Raw genomic sequence first — 22244 nt, 5'->3', positions numbered from 1 at the left:
CGCGGGTCAGATGACCAGTCCGCCGCGGAGGGCTTCCATCGCCGCCTCGACGCGCGTGGTGACGCGCAGCTTCGTGTAGATGTGCGACACATGGGTTTTCACGGTGGTCTCGCTCAGGTACAGATCCCCGGCGATCGCTGCGTTGGTGGCACCCGAGGCGAGTGCCCGGAGGATCTGCGACTCGCGATCGGACAACGTCGTGACCGCGCGCGCCGCATCCGAGCGGTCGGAGCCGTGTGGTTCGCCGGTCACCCCCGGACCGGTGGCCGCGACGATCTCGCGGAGCGACTGTTCGCTGAACAGCGTCGTCCCGGCCGCGACCGCGCGGACCGCCATACCGAACGACTGCGGCGGTTCGTCCTTGCGGATGAAACTGTGGGCGCCGGCGCGGATGGCTGCCAGGACGAGGTCGTCGACGTCGAGCGCCGTCATCGCGACCACGCGCGGCGGATTCGGTTGGGCCATCGCCGCGGCGATGGCATCGATGCCCCCGACACGCCGCATCTTCAGATCCATCAGGACCACGTGCGGTCGGTGCCGGGCGAGCACCGCTGGGACCTGGTCACCGTCGTCCGCCTCGGCGACCACGCGGATGTCCCCCGAGGCGGCGAAGATGTCGAGCAGTCCCCGGCGCACGAACGGGTCGTCGTCGACGACGACGAGATCGATGGGCGCTGTCATGGTGGTGCCGATGGTAGGCAGCACGTCCGACAGCACGGATCCCGACACCGTGCTGACCGGAACGCCTCTGCCGATCGACCGCCGCGGTGAACTCCTCAGGAGTACCAGGGCAGCCAGGCGTTCACGACGAACTCGTCGCCGATCCGGTCGGCGCCGAACGATCCACCGGCGCCGGTCACCGCTTCTGCGATCCCGCGGAGTCCCGTCCCCGTTCCATCCGTCGACGGGACGGGGATACCGGTGCGCGTCCGGATCTCGACGCGAAGCCCGTCGTCAGGCGACCCCTGGACCGACAGGCCCACGGGCGAACCGACCGCGTGCCGTGAGGCGTTCGTGAGCGCCTCGCGCACCACCCGGTAGGCCACGTGTCCCGACAAGGGGCCGACCGGCTGCGGCGGCACGTCGACGAATGACGTCACGTACACCCCGGCCGATCGTGCCGACGCGACGAGATCGGACACTCCGTCGAGGTTCTGCGCGCCCGACGCCGACCCCGCGTCGCCCCCACCCCGCAGAACGCCGATGATGCGTTTGAGTTCGTCGAGCCCGTCGTGGGCCGTCTTCTGGATCAGCGACGCCGAGTTCGCCACCCGCTCAGGACTTTCGGTGCTGTTGACCTGGAGGCCGCCGGCGGTCAACGAGATCCGGCTCAGCGTGGCCGCCAGCGTGTCGTGCATGTCGCGGGCGATCCGTGCACGGTCGGCTGCCACCGCCATCTCCGCGCGCATCACCTCCGACTCGCGCGTCTGATCGTCGAGAGCCGTTGCGACCACGCTCAGCTGACTGCTGGTGCGTCGCTGGACGGCCACTGCGACCACCAATGCGACGAGCACCGAGGCGACCAGGAACGCCACCCAGATGGGCAGGTCCCACTCCGGCACCGGACCGTCCTCGGGCACCCGGACACCGATGGTCAGCGCCGAGTAGTCCCGGCGTCGAGACGAGTCGTAGAGCAGCGAGACCACGCACGCCGCCCACACCGCGCCGGTGGCGACGAGGAGCCGGCGGTCGCGTACCACCGATGCCACGGCGTAGAGCGCGATGAGGGCCGCTGTCGCGTCGGTGGCGAAGAAGAGCGGTCCGGCGACCGCGGCGGCGAGCACCCGGATGGGGTGTTGGTGCCGCCACACGAGGGCGACCGCCGCTGCGACGTTCAGGATGAAACCGAGCGACACGTTCCACACCGGCGTCCCCGCGGCCCCCGCCAGCCCCGCGGTCATCATCGTCAGGAACAGGCTGGCCGCGACGGCCGCGACGGTCACCAGCCGGCGGCGGACGCGACCGGGCGCAGCGGTGGGAGCCTTCTGCGGCCACGACGACGCCGGTGGCGACACCGGGCCGAGGGGGATCATGGCCGCGACGGTACGGGTGGCGACCGACAGACCACCATCCGGCGATCGGACGGGTCGACGCGGACCGATCGGATGAGGCCGACGGACCGATCGGAGGATGTGGTGGACCGGGCGGTCACGGTGCAGTGGTCGAGAACATCGACTCCCCGAGAGGTACTGCCATGAACCGGAACCCGTCCGATCCCCACCAGCCCGAGTCCTTCGTCTCGCCCTACCCGCCGCCGGCGCCGCGCAAGAACTGGTTCGCTCGCCACAAGGTGCTCAGCGTGCTCGGTGGCCTCGTGCTGCTCATCGTCGTCATCTCGGTCGCGACGAGCGGTGGCGGCTCCACCGATTCGCCGGATGCGGCCCCTGCGGGCGGCACCGCCCCCGCCTCGGCAGGCGCGTCCGCGACCAGCGCGGAGTCCGCCGCCGCACCCCGACCGGGGATCGGTGCACCGGCGCGCGACGGCAAGTTCGAGTTCGTGGTGCGGGGCGTCCGCCCCGGCGGCACCAGCATCGGCCCCGACTTCATGGCCGAACGTGCCCAGGGCGAGTTCCTGCTGGTCGACCTGACCGTGCGCAACGTCGGCGACAAGGCGCAGAGCCTCGACATCTCGTCGCAGAAGGTTCTGTCGGCGCAGGGAACCGAGTATTCACCCAACACGGCGGCCACCATCCAGGTCGACGACGCCGCAGTCTTCTACGAGCAGATCAACCCCGGCAACGCTCTGCAGGTGACGGTGGTCTACGACCTGCCCGCAGGTACCGATGCGACGCAGATCGAACTGCATGACTCGGTGTTCTCGGGTGGTGTCACCGTCGACCTCCGCTGACCCCGACACGGGCTGGGGCCACCCAGCCGCGACACGCTCGGCCATCAGGTGACGGGCGACCAGGCCGGGGACGACGTCGGCATGGGACACGAGGGCCCCTCACGAGACGGACGCCGGGCGCATCCACTCCGTGAGGAGGTCCTCCCCCTCGCGAGCGGACACGCCGTTCCGGCCTTGGAGGTCACCACGGCCAGAACAGACAGACGCCGCACCGCGGAACTCGCCAGAGTCTCCCCCGTGCCGCGACTAGTATTCGGACGATGAACGACGGTGCTGCGTCCCGCGCCGGGCACGCCACCAACTACCTCGGTGACGGTCCCGTCAGCGCGACGCTGTCCACCACCCTCGAACTCGCCGCACTCGCGGTCGGTTTCTCGCACGCCCGACTCCACATCCTCGACGAGCAGCACCAGTACGTCCTCGCCGCCTACGGAGATCCGGACAGCGTCGGGCTCGTCGTCGACAGGTCGACGACGACCTGTCGTGCGGTGGTCGACAGCGCCGAACCCCTCGTCATCGGCGACGCGCAGACCGCTCCGGTCGACCCCGCGCTCACGACACCCCTCACCGCCGCAGGCCTCCGTACCTACGTGGGTGTGCCGTTGTTCAGCCGGGAGCACACCGCCATCGGCACCCTCTGCGTGACCGACCCGGTCCCCCACTCGATCAGCGCCGCCGACGTGACCCTCTTGCAGAAGTACGCGCGCGTCGTCGAGGAGCAACTCGAACTGCAGCGCGACCGCACCCGACTCCCCGACGACACCGGGCTCGACGACGTCGCCGCCGCCCTGTCGCGCGGGGAGATCCAACCGTGGTTCCAGGCCATCGTCGACCCGTCCGACGGTGCCGTCCGAGGCTTCGAGGCGCTGAGCAGGTGGGTCCATCCGGTCCACGGGGTGCTGACCCCGGCGCACTTCCTGCCGGCGGTCCGTGCGACGGACATCATGCTCGACCTCGACCTCGACATCCTAAGGGCCGCAGCCGACCTGATGCGGGCGCATGAGGCGACCCTCGGCGACGAGCTCGTGCTGCACGTCAACATCGAGGGTGGGCATCTCCGTCGGTCGGCACGGCTCCAGCGGTTGCTCGATGCCCTCCGTGGCGCCGCGATGCCGCCCGAGCGCCTGGCCGTCGAGATCATCGAGTCGACCGTCGGCGACGACGACCACACGCACCGAGCCCTCGAGACTGTGCGTGACCTGGGCGTGCACGTCGTCGTCGACGACCTCGGCCGTGGGTGGTCGTCGCTGTCACGACTGGTGCACTGGTCGATCGACGGCTTCAAACTGGACGCGTCGCTGACGTCGTCGCTGGGCACCCCGGCCGTCGACCACCTGATCCGCGGACTCATCGACCACGGGTCGGCCAACGGGCTCATCGTGATCGCCGAGGGCATCGAGACCGCTGCACAGAACCGTGCGCTCGTCGCGATGAAATGCCCTCAGGCGCAAGGCTTCCTGTTCCAGCGGCCGGGGCCGGTCCCGGTGATCCCCGACCTCTGAGCCGCGCGCCTCACGCCCCCGCGCCGCCGTCGACCGGGATCACCGCCCCGGTGACGAACGACGCGCGATCGCTGAGAAGCCACGCGGCCGCCTCGGCGATCTCCCACGGCGCGGCCATACGGCCCATCGGGATCGACGCGATGACCGCGTCACGGACTCCCGGCGTCGCGTCCTCCCACTCGTCGATCATCGCCGTCTCCGTGCCGCCCGGTGTGATGCCGTTGACCCGGATACCCTGCGAAGCCCACGTGACCGCGGCGGTCTCGGTGAGGCTGTTGAGCGCCCGCTTCATGGCCCCGTAGGCGGGAAGCGCCGGATTGGCACGCCTGCTCCCGATGCTCGAGGTGTTGACGATCGCTCCCGCGCCGGCACGCCGCATCGCCTCGGCCTCCACGCGCATGGCCGTCCACTGCGCGCGGAAGTTGACCTCGAACTGCGTCTCGATGTCGTCCTCGGACGTCTCGTCGAGGGGACCGGGTCGCTGGACGACGGCGGCGTTGTTGAACGCGACGTCGAGTCGACCGTGCAGCTGCTCGGTGCGCTCGACCACCTCCCGCGCGCCGTCGGGGTCGCGCAGATCGAGCGCGACGGCGTCCGCGACACCGCCCTCGGCTCGGATGTCGGCGACGATGCCGTCCAGGACGTCGACGCTGCGTGCGGCGAGGACGACCGCTGCGCCCTCCGCGGCGAACAGCCGTGCGGCGGCTTCTCCGATGCCGCGGCTGGCGCCGGTGACGAGCGCGACCTTGCCGGCCAGCAGGCCGACGGGGCGGGGGGTGGGTGCGTGGTCCGATGTCTGTGTCATGAGCCCAGTCTCGGACCGTCCCCCGGCGCGTGACAGGTAGCGGTGGTACCACCCTCGCGGGCATTCATCGCGGCAGACTTGTCGTCGTGGACACCGCAGAGCTCGCCGCGTTCCTGCGTAGTCGTCGCGCGCGGCTCCGGCCCGAGGACGTCGGTCTGATCTCCGGGTTGCGCCGACGGACACCAGGACTCCGGCGGGAGGAGGTGGCCGTCCTCGCACACATCTCCACCGAGTACTACGTGCGCCTCGAGCAGGGACGGGCACCGCGACCGTCGGTGGAGGTGGTCTCGGCTCTCGCCCGGGCCCTGCGCCTGACGTCGGCCGAGACCGACCACCTGCACGTCCTCTCGGACACGGTGCGCCCCCGCGACCCCCTCGTGTGCCGGACGGTTCGGCCCAGCATCCACGCCCTCCTCGACCGACTTCCCGACACCGCCGGGTTCGTCAGCTCGGCGGTGTACGAGATCCTCGCCTGGAACGACCTGGCCCGCGCGCTGATGGACGACTTCGCCGACGCGTCCCCCGCCGAGCGGAACCTGGCCCGTCAGGCGTTCCTGCCGCCGCCGGCGGGTCGGCCTGCGCTCTACGGCGTGTCGGATCTGCAGGAGTTCCGCCAGGGTGCCGTCATGCAGCTACGAATCGCGTACACCCGCTACCCCGACGATCCGCAGGTGGCGCAGCTGATCGACGAACTCCTCGCCGGGAGTCCGGAGTTCGTCCGGCTGTGGGAGCGCCGCGACATCCAACCCCCGACGGCGCTCCGCAAGACCTTCCGGCATCGCGTCGTCGGCGACGTGACGGTCGACTGCACCGTCCTCATGCTCCCCGAGGTCGACCAACACCTCGTGCTCTACACCGCCCCGACAGGATCGCGGGACGCCGAGGCGCTCCGACTGCTCGGGGTGTTGGGACCCGGCGCGACGCTCTGACGCCGGGCCTCAGGGCGTGGGCACGAGCCCGTCGAAGGTCTCGTCGACGATGTCGGTGGTGAGGCCGTAGTCGGCGAGGTCGTAGTGGTGCTTCGGCGCCCGGGGACCCTTCTTGCTCTCGGCGTCCATCTCCGTCACCGCCGAGCGCGCCGCGTCGGAGAACGGGATCGACGCCGCCGCGTAGATGCCCTCGACCACACCGACCGGATCACGCCGCAGGTCGTCGAAGTCGACATCGACGAAATGTGCTGCGTCGTGGCGTGATCGGGCCTCGGCGAAGCGCCGCAGACCCCGCGACCACAGCTCGAGCTGCGTCCGCCCGATCGTCTCGCCGACGAACGTGGTGGACCACCCCGCGGTGGCGCTCTCCGCGAGCGAGCACATGGACGCGACGATTGTGCGCGGTGCGCGGTGCGTCTGGACGATGACCGCGTCGGGATAGACCGACAGCAGTTCGTCGATCGCGAAGAGGTGGCTGGGATTCTTGAGGACCCAGCGCTTCTCGGCGTCGGGGGATCCGATCAGCTGCAGATTGCGCTTGTGGCGTCGGTAGGCGTCGGTCCAGTCCTGCGCGTCGAGCCAGCGCGAGTACGTCGGGAGGTAGGCCAGGGACTCGTAGGAGATCGACTTCATGGTCTGGCGGAGCAGCTGCCAGCACTCCTCGACGTCCTCGGCGCTCATGTAGTGCAGGCCCATGAACTCCGGGTTCTCGACGTGGTGCCGCTCGAAGTTCGCGTTGATGGCCTGGTAGACGGGGTCGGAGTCCCAGGTGTCGCGCGGCGGCCTCGGCTGGGGGTACTCGGTCAGCCACATCTCCAGACCCTGATGGTCGGGGTCGGCGGTCAGCAGGCGGTGCAGGGCCGTCGTCCCGGTCCGGGGCAGTCCGGTGACGAAGATCGGACGCTCGACGGGGATCTCGGCGTGCTCCGGGTGGTCGGTGAACGCCTTCTCGCTGAGCAGCCGCGCGACCAGCGCCCCCTTGAGGAAGAAGCGGGACATCTTGCTGCCCAGTTCGGTCAGACCCGCCTCGGAACGGTAGGACTCGAGCAGCACCCCGAGCGCCTCGGCAGGATCGTCGGCGCCGAAGTCGTCGAGACCGGAAGCGCGCGCCGCGGAGGCGTGCAGGTCCTCGACGGTGCCGACGTCCGTACGTGGTGTCATCGATCCTCCGTTGTTCAGCTGTGGTACTCGCCGCAGTTGACGTCGAGCGTCTGGCCGGTGACGGCGCTCGCCCAGTCCGACGCGAGGAACACGACGGCTCGGGCGATCTCGTCGGGCTCGGGAAGGCGCTTGAGGTCGGAGTTCTTCGCGGTGTCGGCGTAGACGTCGTCGGGTGAGATGTCGTACTTCTTCGCGATCTCGCCGAAGTACCACTTCAGCTGGTCGTCCCAGATGTAGCCGGGGGCGACGCTGTTCACGCGGACCTTCCGCTCCCCCAGCTCGGTGGCCAGGGTCTGCGACATCGCCAGCAGCGCCGCCTTCGCGAGCTTGTAACTGCCGTAGCGCGGTTCGCTGTGGCGCAGCACCATCGAATTGATCATCACCACGGCGCCGGCGGTGGCCGCCAGTGCGTCGGTGAACGCTTTCGTGACCCGCAGGCCGCCGAGGACGGTCAGGTCCAGGCTGTCGGTGATCTGCTGGAAGTCGGTGCGCGCCAGCGGCTTCATCGACGGGAGCGCGAACGCGTTGTTGACCAGCGCGTCCACCCGGCCGAACTCGGACACCGTCGTGTCGACGAGGCGTTGCACCTGGGCGTCGTCGGTGATGTCGGTGGGGACGACCAGCGACCGCCCGCCGGCGGCATCGATCTCGTCGGCGACGGCGCGCAGCCGCTCCTCGGTGCGGGCGGCCATGACCACCGAGGCGCCGGCCCCGGCGGACTGCAGCGCGATCGACCGCCCCAAGCCCGGGCCGACGCCGCTCACGACGACGACCTTGCCGTCGAGCAGGCCGGTCACCCGAGCATCCGGTCGGCGAAGGCGCGCTGCCGCGCGGCGATCCGCATCCGCCAGCCGTCGGCGTCGATGACGTTGTGCTCGTGGAACGGAAGGTGGGCGGGTATGCCGTCGACGTCCACGACCACCGCGGTCGGGCCGTCGGTGACGGGTTCGTCGACGCGCTGCCACCGGAACTGCATGATCCCGCGGGTGCGGCCGGTGGTCTCGATCCAGTTCGCCACACCTGGATCGCGACGCGCGACCACCATCCGGATCATCCCGTCCGGATCGACCTGGGCCTGATGGGAGTTCAGGCTCGTCTGGTGGTGGACGTAGTCGAGCGAGATGTACCAGAGGCTGCCGAGCTGAAAACCCTGATACGGCGCAGCGGACTTCGGCACGGTGATCACGATGGCCTGGTCGTCGGCGAGGTCGAAGTGGCCGACGGAGGACCACTGCGTCGCCAACCCGCCCGGCGTCTGTCGCGGTGCGGTCAGCGTGTTCACCGGGAGGTCGAGGTAGAACCACTTCGGGAAGTTGAACCAGGTGTCGATCCGCGACAGCAACATCTTCGCCGCGACGCGATACCGCTTGCGCAGCAGCGTCATGTCGGGTTCGACGGGGGCGGTGCCGACCGTGTCGACGCGCTCGATGGCGATCGAGCCGCGCGTCGCCGTCCAGTCGGAGTACACCTCCCGGACCGCGAGGGTGGTGGCGCCCTCCGGCAGGACGAAGTGGTCGGTGCCGGACGTGCCGGCGCCCTCGGGGCCGAGGGTGAACGCGAACGTCCCGTCGTCGGCGATCGTGAGGCGGCGGTCGTCGAACGCGGTGTCGCCGTTCGGAACGGTGTCCGCGTCGTAGTGGCCGGCGATCACCTGGAAGCTGAGGTCGGCGGTGGTGCCTCGTCGGCCCCGGATCAGGTAGTGACCGCCAGGCTCGAGATCGGCACTCCAGTACAGCGTGTCGGGATTGTCGAGGCCCATCTTCGTCCACGGTCCGGTGGCGGTGACGAGATGCGGATGGGAGTGGTTGCGCGCCCACGCGAGCTGCATGACGGCCTGCACACACTGCGCGAGATAGGTGTACCCCTCCGCGCGGTCGACGTCGGAACGGATGAACTCCGCAGCTGCGATGCGCCGCTCGGCCTCCCGGATGGCGTCGGCGAGATCTTCGGTGAGGTCGGCGGCGGGCGCATCCGTGGACGTCGGGTCGGTCACGGTGTCGGTCACAGCCATGTGTCGCCTCCGGTCCAGGTGAGGAAGTTCTCGAGTTCGGCCTGGGCGGGTGTCACCCGCGGATGCTCGGTCGACAGGTAGCCACCCCGGTAGAACAGGAGCGGCTTGTCCTGCAGCACGTCCCCGAGTGTCTGCACCCGACCGATGACGACGAAGTGGTCGCCGCCGTCCTCGACACGCTCGACGGTGCAGTCGACCCAGGTGAGACTGCGCTTGATCACCGGGAGGCCACTGGGCGACGGGTCCCACTCGACGGTGCGGAACTTGTCCTCACCGGGGGCTCCGAACACCGCGCTGACCTCCTGCTGGTGATTGGAGAGGACGTTGACGCAGAACCGCCCCGTCGACTCGATCACCTTCCAGCTACGGGAGGTGCGCTGCGGGCAGAACAGGACCAGCGGCGGGTCCAGCGAGAGCGCGGCGAACGACTGGCAGGCGAACCCGACCGGTTCGTCGGCGTCGTTCAGCGTCGTGATGACCGTGACACCGGTGCAGAACTGCCCCATCGCGGTCCGGAACTGGCGGGGGTCGAAGTCCTGGCTGCCGTGGGAGACGTGGGTCATGGTGTCGCTCAGGCGTTCTTCAGTCCCACCGAGAAGTCGTGGCCCCACAGACTGACCGCGGTGCTCTCCCGGGCGACCCAGGCGGTGTCGTCGACGGTGCGTCCCTCGCATCCGAACTCGACGTCGAACCCGCCGGGGGTCTTCATGTAGAAGGACAGCATCAGGTCGTTGACGTGGCGGCCGAGTGTCGCCGACATCGGCACCTTCTTGCGAAGGGCGCGGTCGTGGGCGAGGCCCACGTCGTCGGAGTTCTCCACCTCGACCATGAGGTGGACGATGCCGGTGCTGTTCGGGATGGGCAGGAACGCGAGGCTGTGGTGTCGCGGGTTGCACCCGAGGAACCGCAACCACGGCACCTCATCACCCTCGTTGCGCCCGACCGCCTGCGGGGGCAGCCGCATCGAGTCGCGCAGCCGGAAACCCAGGACGTCGCGGTAGAACTCGAGGGCGGCCCGATCGTCGTCGGTGGTCAACACGACGTGCCCGAGGCCCTGCTCGCCGGTGACGAACCGGTGACCGTAGGGGCTGACGATCCGCCGATGCTGCAGGGCCACACCGTGGAACGCCTCCAGCACGTGTCCGCTGGGGTCGGAGAAGACGATCATCTCCACCACCTGACGGTCGGCGAGTTCCTCGTCCTTGGCCTCGCGGTAGACGACGCCGGCTGCCGACAACCGGTCGCGGACGTCCTGGAGCGCAGCGGCGTCCGGGCACTCCCAGCCCGCGGAGGCGAGGCGGTCGAGCTCACCGGGGACGATCACCAGGCGCGCCGGGAAATCGTCCATGCGCAGGTACAGCGCGCCGTCGACGGCACCGGTGCCCTCGATCATGCCGAGGACCTTGAGTCCGAACTCCCGCCATGCGGCGACGTCGGTGGCCTCGATCCGCATGTAGCCGAGCGAGGAGATGGGGCAGGACGCAGTCATACTCAGAACCGTTTCCGTCGTCGTGTGCGAAGTCGGCGCGAGAGGCGACAGGGATGCCTCAGACCATCGTGTCGCCGATGGGGATGCCGAACTCGCCGTTGGCGAACGCCTGGTAGGCGCGCTCGGCGTCGTTCGCGGCGTGCACGCGTCCGGCGTGGGCGTCACGCCAGAACCGTTGCAGCGGCTGGTCGCTGTCGAGTGCACGGGCGCCGGCGGCCTCGAAGAGACGGTCGATGGCCGAGATCGACCGCTGTGAGGCACGCACCTGATCGCGGCGGGCGCGCAGACGCATCTCCATCGGGATCTCCTGCCCGGCGAGGATGCAGTCGTACTCGTCCTGCAGGTTGCCGGTCAGCTGACGCCAGGCGGCGTCGATGTCGCTGGCGGCCTCGGCGATGCGCACCTTGCCGAACGGGTCGTCCTTGGCCTTCTCGCCGGCGTAGGCGGCGCGGACCCGCTTGCCCTGCGCCTCGACGTGCGCTGCGTAAGCGCCGTAGCCCATGCCGACGACCGGCGTGGAGATGACGGTGGGATGCACGGTGCCCCAGGGCATCCGGTAGACGGGCGCGGTGTTGTTCTCCAACCCCGGCGCCGTGCCCATCGCCATGTCCTTGAAACTCAGCATCCGGTGCGACGGGACGAACGCGTCCTTCACGACGAGCGTGTTGGAGCCCGTGCCCTTGAGCCCGGAGACGTGCCAGACGTCGCGGATCTCGTAGTCGCTGCGCGGCAGCAGGAAGCTCACGAAGTCGACCGGCTTGCCGTTCTTGAACACCGGGCCGCCGACGAAGGTCCACTGCGCGTGATCGCACCCGGACGACCAGTGCCACTCGCCGTTGACCGTGTACCCGCCGTCGACGACCTCGCCCATGCCCATCGGGGCGTAGGAGGAGCCGATGCGCACGGTCGGGTCGTCGCCCCACACCTCGTCCTGCGCCTGCTGCGGGAACAGCGCGAGGTGCCAGTTGTGGATGCCGAGGATCGACGAGACCCATCCGGTGGACCCGCAGGCACTGGCGATGCGACGCACCGCCTCGTAGTAGGTGACCGGGTCGACCTCGTGGCCGCCCCACTGCGCGGGCTGGACGAGCTTGAAGAAGCCGACCTCGTCGAGCGCGTCGATGGTCTCGACGGGGATGCGACGCTGGTCCTCGCACTCCTGCGCGCGCTTCTCGATCTCCGGGAGCAGGGCGCTGATCCGCTCCAGGACCTCGGCGCCGGCCTCACTCCGCTGCGACATCGTTGCACTCCTACGGTCGGTGACTGTTCGACGACCAATATTAGAACACGTTCTCATTTGTGTCGAGTACTGGGCTTTTGTCGACGTCAGCGCCGAAATCCGCTCCGATGCCAGTGGCGTCGAAACCCCCGTTTTTGTAACATGTTCTCATCGTGTCCGCGATCGACGTCCCACGTCGGCGACCACCAGGAGGTAGGCGATGACCACGTCGCACGACGACGTCGCGGTCCGCGAGATCGACACCGGCACCCCACCGACCCGTTTCGCACGCGGTTGGCACTGCCTCGGCCTGGTCTCGGAGTTCACCGACGGGAAGCCGCATTCCGTCGACGCCTTCGGCACGAAGCTCGTCGTCTGGGCGGGCGCCGGGAGCGAAGCGAGCGGGCCCGATGTCACAGCCGAGCCGGTGGAGATCAAGATCCTCGACGCCTACTGCCGGCACATGGGGGGCGACCTGTCGCAGGGCAGCGTGAAGGACGGCAACATCGCCTGCCCGTTCCACGACTGGCGCTGGAGGGGCAACGGGCGCTGCGCCGGCGTGCCCTACGCCAAGCGCGCGCCCAAGCTGGCGAAGACGCGGTCGTGGCCGACGATGATCCGGAACGGCCAGGTGTTCGTCTACAACGACCCCGAGGGAAACCCGCCTCCCGAGGACGTCGTCATCCCCGAGATCGCCGAAATCGGCACCGACGAGTGGACCGGGTGGACCTGGAACCGCATCGTCATCGAGGGCTCGAACTGCCGAGAGATCATCGACAACGTCGTCGACATGGCGCACTTCTTCTACATCCACTACGCCCTGCCCGACTACTTCAAGAACGTCTTCGAGGGCGAGACCGCGGCGCAGTACATGAATTCGCGGGGCCGCCCGGACATCGAGCTGACGTCGGCCTACGGCGACAGCTACCTGCGCTCGATCGCCGCGTACTACGGGCCGTCCTACATGCTCAACCCGATGCATCAGACGTACGGCGAGTACGCCATCGAGACGATCCTCACCAACTGCCACTACCCGATCGACAACAACTCGTTCGTGCTCATGTTCGGCGTCATGGCCAAGAAGCCGGAGGGCCTCACCTCCGAGCAGGCGGCCGGGATGGCGGCGAAGATCGCCGAGGGTGTCGAGGTGGGGTTCCTCCAGGACGTCGAGATCTGGAAACACAAGAGTCGCATCGACAATCCGCTCCTCGTCGAGGAGGACGGGCCGGTCTATCAGCTGCGTCGCTGGTACGAGCAGTTCTACGTCGACGCCGCCGACGTCACCGAGGAGATGACCCAGCGCTTCGAGTACGAGATCGACACCACCAAGGCCCTGGAGAACTGGGGTGTCGAGATCGAGGACAACCTGCGCCGCAAGGCCGCCGGTGAGGACACCGAGGCGTCGGTGCGCGCCGAGCAGGCGAAGCTCGCGGCCACGAACGACGCGGCGAAGGTCTGACGTGACACGCTCGGTCGAGTCGTCGGGATGGGCGAAGGCCCCGGCCTTCGACGACGACCCCGCGCGACGGGAGTCGGTGCGTGAGCACACGCGCCGCGACCGGGCGCACTATCTCGACGGCGGGTTGCACGAGATCGAGTGCCGCTCGTGCCATGCCTGCGTCCTGGTGAAGAAGACCTCGCCGTCGCAGACGAGCGTGCAGTGGACGGCTGGGGCACGGGCGTCGTGCTCCGAGTTGCGATCGGTGCGGGAGTCCGGCGGCAACCCGGCCATGACACCGACGTGCAGCCGGCTGTCGGCCAGCATCGACCACGGCGTGGCCGAGGGCATCATCCCTCCGCACGGACCGACCGAAGACCCTGACGGATACCTCTAGTCTCCCGCGATGATTTCCCGCGTCCGGCCCGGTCTGTACCGGTGTCACCCACGCGAGAGGATCCGACGATGCCCGAGTACTCCGCGCCTGTCGGCGCACCGATCTGGTTCGACCTGATGAGTTCCGACCCGGCCCGCGCCGCCGAGTTCTACGGCGCGCTGTTCGGCTGGGATGTCGAGGCTCCGCGCGCGGAGTTCGGCGGCTACCAGAACTTCACGCGCGCCGGCAGTCGCATCGCGGGGATGAGCCCGGTGATGGACGGCGCCGGAGTCCCCTCCGACGTGTGGTCGGTGTACCTCCACACCACCGACGCGGCGGCGACCGCCGCGGCAGCAGAGAAGGCCGGGGCCCAGGTCCTGTTCCCGCCGATGGCGGTCGGGACCGAGGGGACGATGCTCCTCGTGTCCGACCCCGCGGGCGCGGCGATCGGTTTCTGGCAGCCCGACCAGCACCCCGGCTACACCACGTGGGGCGAGCACGGCGCGCCATACTGGTTCGAGTGTCAGTCGAAGGACTACGACGCGTCCGTCGCGTTCTACTCGTCGGTGGCCGGGGCGTCGCCGCTCGAGGTAGGCAGCGGCGGTGACGAGAGCGTGCAGGCGCCAGAGCGGTACACGCAGTTGATGTTCGGCGAGATGGGGTACGCCGGGATCATGGACGCCACCAAGGTCTTCCCGCCCGAGGTGCCGTCGTTCTGGCAGTTCTACATCACGGTGGACGACGTCGCGGCAGCCACGGCGAAGGTCTCCGACCTCGGCGGCGAGGTGATGATGGGCGGCGAGGACACCCCCTTCGGCACCCTCGCGGCGGCCAAGGACCCCATGGGCGCGATCTTCTGCTACGCCTCTCCCCCGCCCGGCATGTAGCCGAACCCGCGTCGTTCTCGCAGTCCCGAGTCGTGCCCGGCGCGGGTTGGCACGGTCCACGCGGGTTCGGTGGTGAGCCGGAGAACCCGCACCGTTCTCGCAGTCCCGCGCCGTTCACGCAGTCCCGCGCCGTTCACGCAGTCCCGCGTCGTTCGCACGGTTCCGCGCCGTACCCGGCGCGGGTTCTCTCGCTCGACGCGGATTCATGGTCCGTCGGATCCGAACGAGCCGCGGGCGCGTCCAATGGACATGCTGAACATCCCCATCGATCGGCACGGGATCGTGCTCCGCAGTCGCGCCGTCGCCGCCGGTGTCAGTGACAGCGAGTTGGCGCAGGCGGTCGCCCGCGGGCAGCTCGTCCGACTGACCCGTGGCGCCTTCGCCGTCGCCGTGGACCGCAGACCGCGCGAGCACCACCGATTGGCGGCGATCGCGGTGGCGGCGATCTGTCCCGACGCCGTCCTGAGCCATCAGTCGGCCGCGGCCGTCCTGGGACTCGAGGTGCTCCGACCCGACCTCGAGCGCGTGCACCTCAGCGTCCCGATCGGCACGGGCGCGCACCGCACGGCGACTCGTCACGAGCATGAGGCCGACCTCGGTCCCGACGACATCGTGGTGCGCGACGGGGTCCGGATGACGTCGCTGGAACGGACCGCCGTCGACGTGGCCTGCACGTCGTCGATGGGGTTCGCGGGCGCCCTCGCCGTGTTCGACTCGGCGCTACGCCTGGGCGCCGACCGCGATCGTATGGCCGGGATGTTGCTGGCGGCACGACGCGGGGTGGGGCCGGCACGGCGCGCTCTGCGCCACGCGGACGGCCGCGCCGAGAACCCCGGCGAGTCGTGGGGTCGCGCCCAGATGATCGACGCCGGACTGCCCGTCGACGACCTCCAGCGCGAGTTCGTCGACGATCGCGGCGAGCTCGTCGCCCGGACCGACTTCGCGTGGGGCGACGTCCTGGTCGGTGAGTTCGACGGGATGGTGAAGTACCAGAAGCACCTGCGTCCCGGCGAGACCCCGTTCGAGGCCATGCGACGCGAGAAGGAACGCGAGGACGCACTCCGACGGATGGGGATCATGGTGATCCGCTGGACCTGGGACGACCTGGTCCACGGCCGGGTGGTGCCGATGGTCCGTGACTGGCTGACCCGGCTCGGACTGATCGCCGCCTGACCCGCGCCCTCCCCGTCTCCCCGCGCCGAGCACGGGCGGGCGGGCGGGTACAGCGCGGGACGGCGAGATCCGCGGCGGGTCGGCCGGCACGGCGCGGGTGCGGCAGCATCCGCGCGGAGACAGCGGATCCGCGTCGTCGGCGTCGACCCGCGGCGTGCACGGCGCGGATCGGCGAGATCGGGGCGGGAACGCGGTCAGACGCCGGCGTTGGCGTCTTGTTTCTTCTTGAGTTCGAGGGCGATGTCGATGAGTTGGTCTTCTTGGCCGCCGACGAGTTTGCGGGCGCCGGCCTCGAGGAGGATGTCGGCGACCTTGACGCCGTACTTGTCGGCGTGGCCTTCGGCGTGCTTGAGGAACGAGCTGTAGCAGCCGGCGTAGCCCATCATCATCGCCGCGCGGTCGACCAGGCACTCCGACGGCATGATCGGGGCGACGACATCCTGTGCGGCGTCGGCGATCATCGCGAAGTCGATACCGGTGCGGATGCCGAGCTTGTCGCACACCCCGACGAACGCCTCGACCGGCGTGTTGCCCGCACCGGCACCGAACCGACGCACCGACCCGTCGACCTGCTGCGCCCCGGCACGGATCGCGGCGATCGAGTTGGCGACGGCGATGTCGAGGTTCTCGTGGCCGTGGAACCCGATCTGCGCGTCGTCACCGAGCTCGGCGCGCACCGCGGCCACCCGATCCGACACCTGCTCCAGGACCAGGGCACCGGCGGAGTCCACGACGTACACACACTGGCATCCCGCGTCGGCCATGATCCGGGCCTGCGCGGCGAGGACCTCCGGCGGCTGAGAGTGACTCATCATCAGGAACCCGACCGTCTCCAACCCCAATTCGCGGGCGAGCCCGAAATGCTGGATCGAGACGTCGGCCTCGGTGCAGTGGGTCGCGATACGGCAGATCGACGCCCCGTTGTCCTGCGCGGCGCGGATGTCGTCCTTCACCCCGAGCCCGGGCAGCATCAGGAACGCGATCTTCGCCGTCGTCGCGGTCTCGACCGCCGCGGCGATCAGTTCCTGTTCGGGGGTCTTGGAGAACCCGTAGTTGAACGACGACCCACCCAGACCGTCGCCGTGGGTCACCTCGATCACCGGCACCCCCGCGCCGTCGAGGGCCGCCACCACCGATCGCACCTCGTTCACGGTGAACTGGTGACGCTTGTGGTGACTGCCGTCGCGCAACGACGAATCGGTCACCCGGATGTCCAGGGTGTCGCTGTAGGCGCGGGCATTCGCCATCAGATCGGTGCTCATGCGGGGACTCCCAACTTCAGCTTGGCCAGCTCCTCGCCGACCTTGGTCGCGGCGGCGGTCATGATGTCGAGATTCCCGGCGTACGGCGGCAGGTAATCCCCGGCGCCTTCGACCTCGACGAAGATCGACACCCGCGCCATGCCGCCGTTGACCACACTCGGCGGGTCGAACTGCGGGTCCTGCAGCAGCCGATATCCAGGCACGTAGGACTGGATCTCTTTCTCCCGACGATGGATCGACTCCGCGATCGCGTCGGTGTCGGCGTCGGCGGGGATGGCGCAGAAGATGGTGTCGCGCATGATCATCGGCGGATCGGCCGGGTTGAGGATGATGATCGCCTTGCCCCGGCCGGCGCCACCGATCGTCTCGATCCCCCGCGAGGTGGTCTTGGTGAACTCGTCGATGTTCGCCCGCGTCCCGGGCCCGGCCGACACCGACGCGACCGACGCGACGATCTCCGCGTACGCCACCGGCACCACCGACGACACCGCATGCACCATCGGGATCGTCGCCTGACCACCGCACGTGATCATGTTCGTGTTCGGCTTGTCCAGGTGTTCGCGCAGATTCGCCGGCGGCACCACCGCCGGTCCGACCGCCGCCGGCGTCAGATCGATCGCGGTGATCCCCGCCGCCTCGTACCGCGGCGCGTACTCGCGGTGCACATACGCCGACGTCGCCTCGAAGATCAGATCCGGCAACTCCGACGAGCCCAACAGCTCCTCCGCACCCCCGGACATCGTGATCAACCCGTGGTCGGCGGCACGTTTCATGCCCTCGGAGTCGGCGTCGATACCGACCATCCAGCGGGGCGCGATCACCTCCGACCGCTCCAACTTGTACATCAGATCGGTCCCGATGTTGCCCGACCCGATGATGGCCGCGGTGACCTTCTCCGGCACTGTGTTCTCCTGCCCTGTTCGTGAACGCTGATGTCGCTGTGCGTCAGCGGAAGTCGATGGTGACGCTGCCCAGGCCGGTGAACTCGGCGCGGAAGTGGTCGCCCGGACGGATGTCGATCGCGCGCGTCGCCGTGCCCGGGAGGATCACGTCGCCGGCCCTCAACCGCACCCCGAAGGACTCGACCTTGCGGGCCAGCCAGGAGACCGCGTTCAGCGGATTGCCCAGCACCGCCGACGAGTTGCCCTTCGCGACCACCTCACCGTTGCGTTCGAGCACCGCGTCGATGTCGGCGACGTCGATCTCGTCGATCTCGACCCGCTCGGCTCCGAGCACCCATCCCAGCGACGACGCGTTGTCGGCGATCGTGTCGCACAGGGTGATCTTCCAGTCACGGATCCGGCTGTCGATCAACTCGATCGACGGCACCACGGCCGCGACCGCGTCGATCACGTCACCGTTGGTGCAGTTCGCACCGGGCAGGTCCTCACCGAGCAGGAACCCGACCTCCACCTCCACGCGGGGGAAGCAGAACGCGCCGGCGTCGATCGGCGTGCCCTCGTGGTACTGCATCGTGTCGAGCAGATGGCCGTAGTCGGGCTCGTCGACGCCCATCATCTGCTGCATCGCCTCCGACGCCAGACCCACCTTGTGCCCCGCGATCCGCGCACCCGCATCGAGACGACGACGGATGTTGATCAACTGGATCTCGTAGGCGTCGACCACGTCGAGATCAGGATGCGACGCCGTCGGCGGATCGACCGCCACACCCGTCTGCTCCGCCCGCGCGAGGTCGTCGGCGATCCGTCCCCGGACGTCGTCGGCGACCGTCATGCGCACTCCCTGCTGTCGTGAACGCGTCGGGCGTCCGGGACGATCCGCGGGGGTGGAGAACGGCCCGCGGGCTGGTATAACTGGCTCGAGCGGCAATTCTATAACGTGTTCTAGAAATGAGGGAAGGGCCACCCTATGACCAGCGAGAACGCTCCCGGTGGAGCCGAGCTGCAGTCGGCCTACGACGTCGTCGTCGTGGGGTCGGGTGCAGCCGGGATGAGCGCTGCGATCACGGCGGCATCCCGCGGTCTGTCGACGGTGCTCGTCGAGAAGGCGGCCTACTGGGGTGGGTCGACGTCCCGCTCCGGCGGCGGCGTCTGGATCCCGAACAACTCGGTCCTGCGGCGCGACGGCGTCAAGGACACCCCCCAGGCCGCGCGCGACTACGTGACCTCGATCGTGGGCGACGCTGTCGCGCCCGAGAAGATCGACACCTACCTCGACCGCGGGCCCGAGGCGCTCGACTTCCTCATCGAGCGATCGGCACTGAACCTGGAGTGGGTGAAGAACTACTCCGACTACTACCCCGAGGCGCCGGGGGGTCGCCTGCACGGGCGGTCCTGCGAGCCGAGGCCGTTCGACACCCGCACGCTGGGGCCTGACGCGAAGACGATGCACCCGCCGTACACCAAGGCGCCGATGAACGTGGTGGTCAAGCAGTCCGACTACCGCTGGATGAGCACCGGTCTGCGGCACTGGCGGGGCCCGGTGAAGATGATGGCCGTCGGTATGCGGACCATGACCGCGAAGATGACCGGCAAGCGCATCGTCGGCATGGGTGCAGCGCTGATGTCCGGGTTGCTGGTGGGCCTGCGCCGCGCGGGCATCCCGATGTTCCTCGAGACACCGCTGCTCGACCTCGTCACCGAGGACGGCCGCGTCACCGGCGTCGTCGTCGAACACCGCGGCGAGCGCCGCACCATCACCGCACGCCGCGGAGTCGTGTTGGCGTGCGGCGGTTTCGAGCACAACGAGGAGATGCGCCGCAAGTACCAGCGTGACCCGATCGGTACCGAGTGGACCACCGGTGCGCCGAGCAACACCGGCGACGGCATCAACGCGGGGTTGAAGATCGGTGCGGCCGTGTCGTTCATGGAGGACTCGTGGTGGGGTCCGACGATCATGCTCCCGCGCGGCCCGTGGTTCGCCCTCGCCGAGCGCTCGCTCCCGCGCAGCTTCATGGTGAACATGCGCGGACACCGGTTCATGAACGAGTCGCTGCCGTATGTCGAGGCCGTGCACCGGATGTACGGCGGTGAATTCGGTCAGGGCGAGGGCCCCGGCGAGAACGTGCCGGCCTGGCTCGTCTTCGACCAGGGCTATCGCGACCGCTATCTGTTCGCCGGCGTCGCAGGGCGGCAGCCGCTCCCCAAGAAGTGGCTCGCCTCCGGCGCGATCGTCAAGGCCGACACGATCGCCGAGCTGGCCGCGAAGATGGAGGTCCCGGCGGACGCGTTGCAGGCCACCGTCGAGCGCTTCAACGGTTTCGCGAATTCCGGTGTCGACGAGGACTTCCACCGCGGCGAGAGCGGGTACGACCACTACTACGGCGACATCACGAACAAGCCGAACCCCGGCCTGGGCGAACTGACGAAGGCGCCGTTCTGGGCCGTGAAGATGTATCCGGGTGACCTCGGGACGAAGGGCGGCATCGACACCGACACCTCCGGCCGCGCCCTGCGCGCCGACGGGTCGGTCATCGAGGGCCTGTACGCCGCGGGCAACACGAGCTCACCGGTCATGGGCCACACCTACGCCGGCCCCGGCGCGACGATCGGACCCGCCATGGTGTTCGGCTACCTCGCCGCGCTCGACATGGCCGCGCAGACGGTCGCCACCGACGCGAACGCCGTCTGATGCCGATCGACCTCGCTGTCGCGCTCGGCGCCGACCTCGGTGAGTCCACGTTCTCGTGGACCGCGTCGGACGTTGCGCTGTACAACCTCGCCGTGGGCGCGGCCGCGGACCCACTGGACACGGCGGGGCTGCGGTATGTCGACGACCACTCCCCGATCGTCCTGCCGACGTTCGCGACGGTCGCCGAGGGCTTCCACGACACGGATCCGCCTGCGGTGTCGTTCCCCGGTGTCGAGATCGACCTCGCGAAGGTCGTCCACGGCAGCCAGCACGTCATCGCGCACGCACCGATCCCACCGTCGGGGACCGCGACCACGCGTACCCGCATCGCGGATGTGCAGGACAAGGGATCAGCGGCGGTGATCGTCAAGGAGTCGGAGACGACCGGCTCCGACGGGACGCGACTGTGGACCTCCCGCACGGCGATCTTCGCCAAGGGCGAGGGCGGCTTCGGCGGTGACCGGGGCACGTCGACCCGCGTCGACTACCCCGACACCCCGCCCGACCACGTCGTGACGGTCCCGACGCGCCCCGATCAGGCGCTGCTGTACCGACTGTGCGGGGACCGCAACCCGCTGCACTCCGATCCCGCGTTCGCGCAGCGGGCCGGGTTCCCGGCGCCGATCCTGCACGGCCTGTGCAGCTTCGGGCTGACCTGCCGTGCGGTGGTCGACGCGGTGTTCGGGGGTGACCCGACCGCGGTCGGGTCCTTCGGCGCGACCTTCGCCGGCGTCGTGTTCCCCGGTGAGACCCTGCGGATCTCGGTGTGGGACCGCGGATCCGACCTCGTCGCGACCGCCGTCGCCGTCCAGCGGGACGCGTCTCCCGTCCTCGCCAACGTCGTCGTCGAGAAGGCCTGAGCCGTCAGCTGTCGCGGGTGTGGACCGCCATGAACCCGTCCACCGCGGCCCGCGCCACCGCCTCGTAGTCGAACGACGGCAGAGTGCTCAGCCGTCCCATGGCGAGCGGACCGAGCAGGAGGGCGACCGCCGACACGCTGTCGACGTCACCGAGTTCCGCGACCGCGTCGGGGCTCGACAGCACCTCGTCGAAGGGCCGCAGGAACCGGTCGGCCACGCGCTCACGCAGCGTGAGCATCTCGGCACCCTCCCCGCCGCGGACCCGGTCCAGTGAACTCGCGTCCAGGTCGACGCCGAGCGACAGCCACGCGAGAACGCTGGTCGTGGCGGGGATCTCGGCGAACAGACGCGCCTGCGAGAGCACGAGCTCGGTGAGCCGCTCGTGTACGGAGCCGGTCGCGGACGGCGCCGACGCGGAGGGGATCACGACCGCGAAGGCGGCCGCCACGAGTTCCGTGACGCCGGCGAAATGGCGGTAGAACGTCGCTCGCGACACCCCCGCCGCGTCGATGACCGCATCTACCGCCACGGCGGTCGGCCCATGGTCACGGACGAGGGCGGCTGCGGCGTCGACGATCTTCGCCCGCGACCGCGCGGGGCGTGGATCGGTCCGTCGCATGGTGGGACACCGCCTGTCACGAAGGCCGGATCGGGTCCGGACGTGACGAGACTACCTGTCTCAAAAATGCTGTT

At 69.4% G+C, this 22244-nt stretch carries 22 protein-coding genes; 9 read left to right on the top strand and 13 right to left on the bottom strand.

What is annotated here, in order from left to right; translation table 11 throughout:
• Positions 1–6: 6 nt before the first annotated feature.
• Positions 7–681 carry a response regulator transcription factor gene (locus Q1A98_RS12165; RefSeq protein ID WP_299573682.1) on the bottom strand — a complete coding sequence of 225 codons (675 nt, stop codon included), beginning with the start codon at positions 679–681 and terminating at the stop codon, positions 7–9.
• 95 nt (positions 682–776) lie between these two features.
• Complete coding sequence (locus Q1A98_RS12160; RefSeq protein WP_299573680.1) at positions 777–2033, bottom strand: histidine kinase; 1257 nt, start codon at positions 2031–2033, stop codon at positions 777–779.
• A gap of 161 nt (positions 2034–2194) precedes the next feature.
• Between Q1A98_RS12160 and Q1A98_RS12155 the strand changes: the two genes are divergently transcribed.
• On the top strand, positions 2195–2848 hold the full coding sequence (locus Q1A98_RS12155) for a DUF4352 domain-containing protein (RefSeq protein ID WP_299573677.1): 654 nt from the start codon (positions 2195–2197) through the stop codon (positions 2846–2848).
• Positions 2849–3108: 260 nt separating this feature from the next.
• Entirely contained in the window at positions 3109–4350 is a 1242-nt protein-coding gene (locus Q1A98_RS12150; protein ID WP_299573674.1) for an EAL domain-containing protein, read from the top strand.
• Positions 4351–4360: 10 nt separating this feature from the next.
• Here the strand turns inward: Q1A98_RS12150 and Q1A98_RS12145 are convergent, their stop codons facing one another.
• Positions 4361–5155: a glucose 1-dehydrogenase gene (locus Q1A98_RS12145; protein WP_299573671.1), complete on the bottom strand. Its 795-nt coding sequence runs from the start codon at positions 5153–5155 to the stop codon at positions 4361–4363.
• Between the two features lie 86 nt (positions 5156–5241).
• Between Q1A98_RS12145 and Q1A98_RS12140 the strand changes: the two genes are divergently transcribed.
• On the top strand, positions 5242–6084 hold the full coding sequence (locus Q1A98_RS12140) for a helix-turn-helix transcriptional regulator (RefSeq protein WP_299573668.1): 843 nt from the start codon (positions 5242–5244) through the stop codon (positions 6082–6084).
• A 9-nt stretch (positions 6085–6093) separates the two neighbouring features.
• On the opposite strand, the gene Q1A98_RS12135 is transcribed toward Q1A98_RS12140, so the two are convergent.
• Genes Q1A98_RS12135 through hsaA form a run of 6 tightly spaced genes read right to left on the bottom strand, consistent with a single transcriptional unit; the run spans position 6094 to position 11985 of the window.
• On the bottom strand, positions 6094–7245 hold the full coding sequence (locus Q1A98_RS12135; protein WP_299573667.1) for a sulfotransferase: 1152 nt from the start codon (positions 7243–7245) through the stop codon (positions 6094–6096).
• A gap of 14 nt (positions 7246–7259) precedes the next feature.
• Positions 7260–8042, bottom strand: a complete 783-nt coding sequence (locus Q1A98_RS12130; protein WP_299573665.1) for an SDR family oxidoreductase — start codon at positions 8040–8042, stop codon at positions 7260–7262.
• Entirely contained in the window at positions 8039–9256 is a 1218-nt protein-coding gene (locus Q1A98_RS12125; protein WP_299573662.1) for a hypothetical protein, read from the bottom strand. The genes Q1A98_RS12130 and Q1A98_RS12125 overlap by 4 nt, the downstream gene beginning before the upstream one ends.
• Complete coding sequence (gene hsaB, locus Q1A98_RS12120; protein WP_299573659.1) at positions 9247–9819, bottom strand: 3-hydroxy-9,10-secoandrosta-1,3,5(10)-triene-9,17-dione monooxygenase reductase subunit; 573 nt, start codon at positions 9817–9819, stop codon at positions 9247–9249. The genes Q1A98_RS12125 and hsaB overlap by 10 nt, the downstream gene beginning before the upstream one ends.
• An 8-nt stretch (positions 9820–9827) precedes the next feature.
• A complete protein-coding gene (gene hsaC / locus Q1A98_RS12115) occupies positions 9828–10745 on the bottom strand; it encodes an iron-dependent extradiol dioxygenase HsaC (protein ID WP_299573657.1) in 918 nt (305 codons plus the stop codon).
• A gap of 58 nt (positions 10746–10803) precedes the next feature.
• Positions 10804–11985 (bottom strand): 3-hydroxy-9,10-secoandrosta-1,3,5(10)-triene-9,17-dione monooxygenase oxygenase subunit, encoded by a 1182-nt coding sequence (hsaA, locus tag Q1A98_RS12110; RefSeq protein WP_299573655.1) that lies wholly within the window; start codon positions 11983–11985, stop codon positions 10804–10806.
• A 199-nt stretch (positions 11986–12184) separates the two neighbouring features.
• Between hsaA and Q1A98_RS12105 the strand changes: the two genes are divergently transcribed.
• The 4 genes from Q1A98_RS12105 (at position 12185) to Q1A98_RS12090 (ending at position 15838) form a co-directional block, all read left to right on the top strand.
• On the top strand, positions 12185–13423 hold the full coding sequence (locus Q1A98_RS12105; protein ID WP_299573652.1) for a Rieske 2Fe-2S domain-containing protein: 1239 nt from the start codon (positions 12185–12187) through the stop codon (positions 13421–13423).
• A 1-nt stretch (position 13424) separates the two neighbouring features.
• Positions 13425–13799 (top strand): hypothetical protein, encoded by a 375-nt coding sequence (locus Q1A98_RS12100; protein ID WP_299573649.1) that lies wholly within the window; start codon positions 13425–13427, stop codon positions 13797–13799.
• 68 nt (positions 13800–13867) lie between these two features.
• Positions 13868–14665 (top strand): VOC family protein, encoded by a 798-nt coding sequence (locus Q1A98_RS12095; RefSeq protein WP_299573647.1) that lies wholly within the window; start codon positions 13868–13870, stop codon positions 14663–14665.
• A 249-nt stretch (positions 14666–14914) separates the two neighbouring features.
• Positions 14915–15838 (top strand): type IV toxin-antitoxin system AbiEi family antitoxin domain-containing protein, encoded by a 924-nt coding sequence (locus Q1A98_RS12090; RefSeq protein ID WP_299573644.1) that lies wholly within the window; start codon positions 14915–14917, stop codon positions 15836–15838.
• A 194-nt stretch (positions 15839–16032) separates the two neighbouring features.
• Here Q1A98_RS12090 and dmpG read toward each other — a convergent pair whose 3' ends face one another.
• From dmpG to Q1A98_RS12075, 3 genes are read right to left on the bottom strand one after another with little or no spacing between them, the layout of a single operon-like run.
• A complete protein-coding gene (gene dmpG / locus Q1A98_RS12085; RefSeq protein ID WP_299573642.1) occupies positions 16033–17100 on the bottom strand; it encodes a 4-hydroxy-2-oxovalerate aldolase in 1068 nt (355 codons plus the stop codon).
• Positions 17097–18002 carry an acetaldehyde dehydrogenase (acetylating) gene (locus Q1A98_RS12080; RefSeq protein WP_299573639.1) on the bottom strand — a complete coding sequence of 302 codons (906 nt, stop codon included), beginning with the start codon at positions 18000–18002 and terminating at the stop codon, positions 17097–17099. Before Q1A98_RS12080 ends, dmpG begins: the two co-directional genes overlap by 4 nt.
• Before the next feature lie 43 nt (positions 18003–18045).
• Positions 18046–18834: a 2-keto-4-pentenoate hydratase gene (locus tag Q1A98_RS12075; protein ID WP_299573636.1), complete on the bottom strand. Its 789-nt coding sequence runs from the start codon at positions 18832–18834 to the stop codon at positions 18046–18048.
• 135 nt (positions 18835–18969) lie between these two features.
• Here Q1A98_RS12075 and kstD point away from each other — a divergent pair, with 135 nt between their 5' ends.
• Together kstD and Q1A98_RS12065 are read left to right on the top strand one after the other, a co-directional pair.
• Positions 18970–20691, top strand: a complete 1722-nt coding sequence (gene kstD / locus Q1A98_RS12070) for a 3-oxosteroid 1-dehydrogenase (RefSeq protein ID WP_299573634.1) — start codon at positions 18970–18972, stop codon at positions 20689–20691.
• Positions 20691–21551, top strand: a complete 861-nt coding sequence (locus Q1A98_RS12065) for a MaoC/PaaZ C-terminal domain-containing protein (protein WP_299573631.1) — start codon at positions 20691–20693, stop codon at positions 21549–21551. Before kstD ends, Q1A98_RS12065 begins: the two co-directional genes overlap by 1 nt.
• Positions 21552–21555: 4 nt before the next feature.
• Here the strand turns inward: Q1A98_RS12065 and Q1A98_RS12060 are convergent, their stop codons facing one another.
• Complete coding sequence (locus Q1A98_RS12060) at positions 21556–22170, bottom strand: TetR/AcrR family transcriptional regulator (protein WP_299573630.1); 615 nt, start codon at positions 22168–22170, stop codon at positions 21556–21558.
• Positions 22171–22244: the final 74 nt, after the last annotated feature.

Origin of the sequence: uncultured Williamsia sp., assembly GCF_947494875.1 — a bacterium.
In the GTDB taxonomy this organism is placed as follows: domain Bacteria; phylum Actinomycetota; class Actinomycetes; order Mycobacteriales; family Mycobacteriaceae; genus Williamsia_A.
This window is presented reverse-complemented; position numbering and strand designations above follow the sequence as displayed.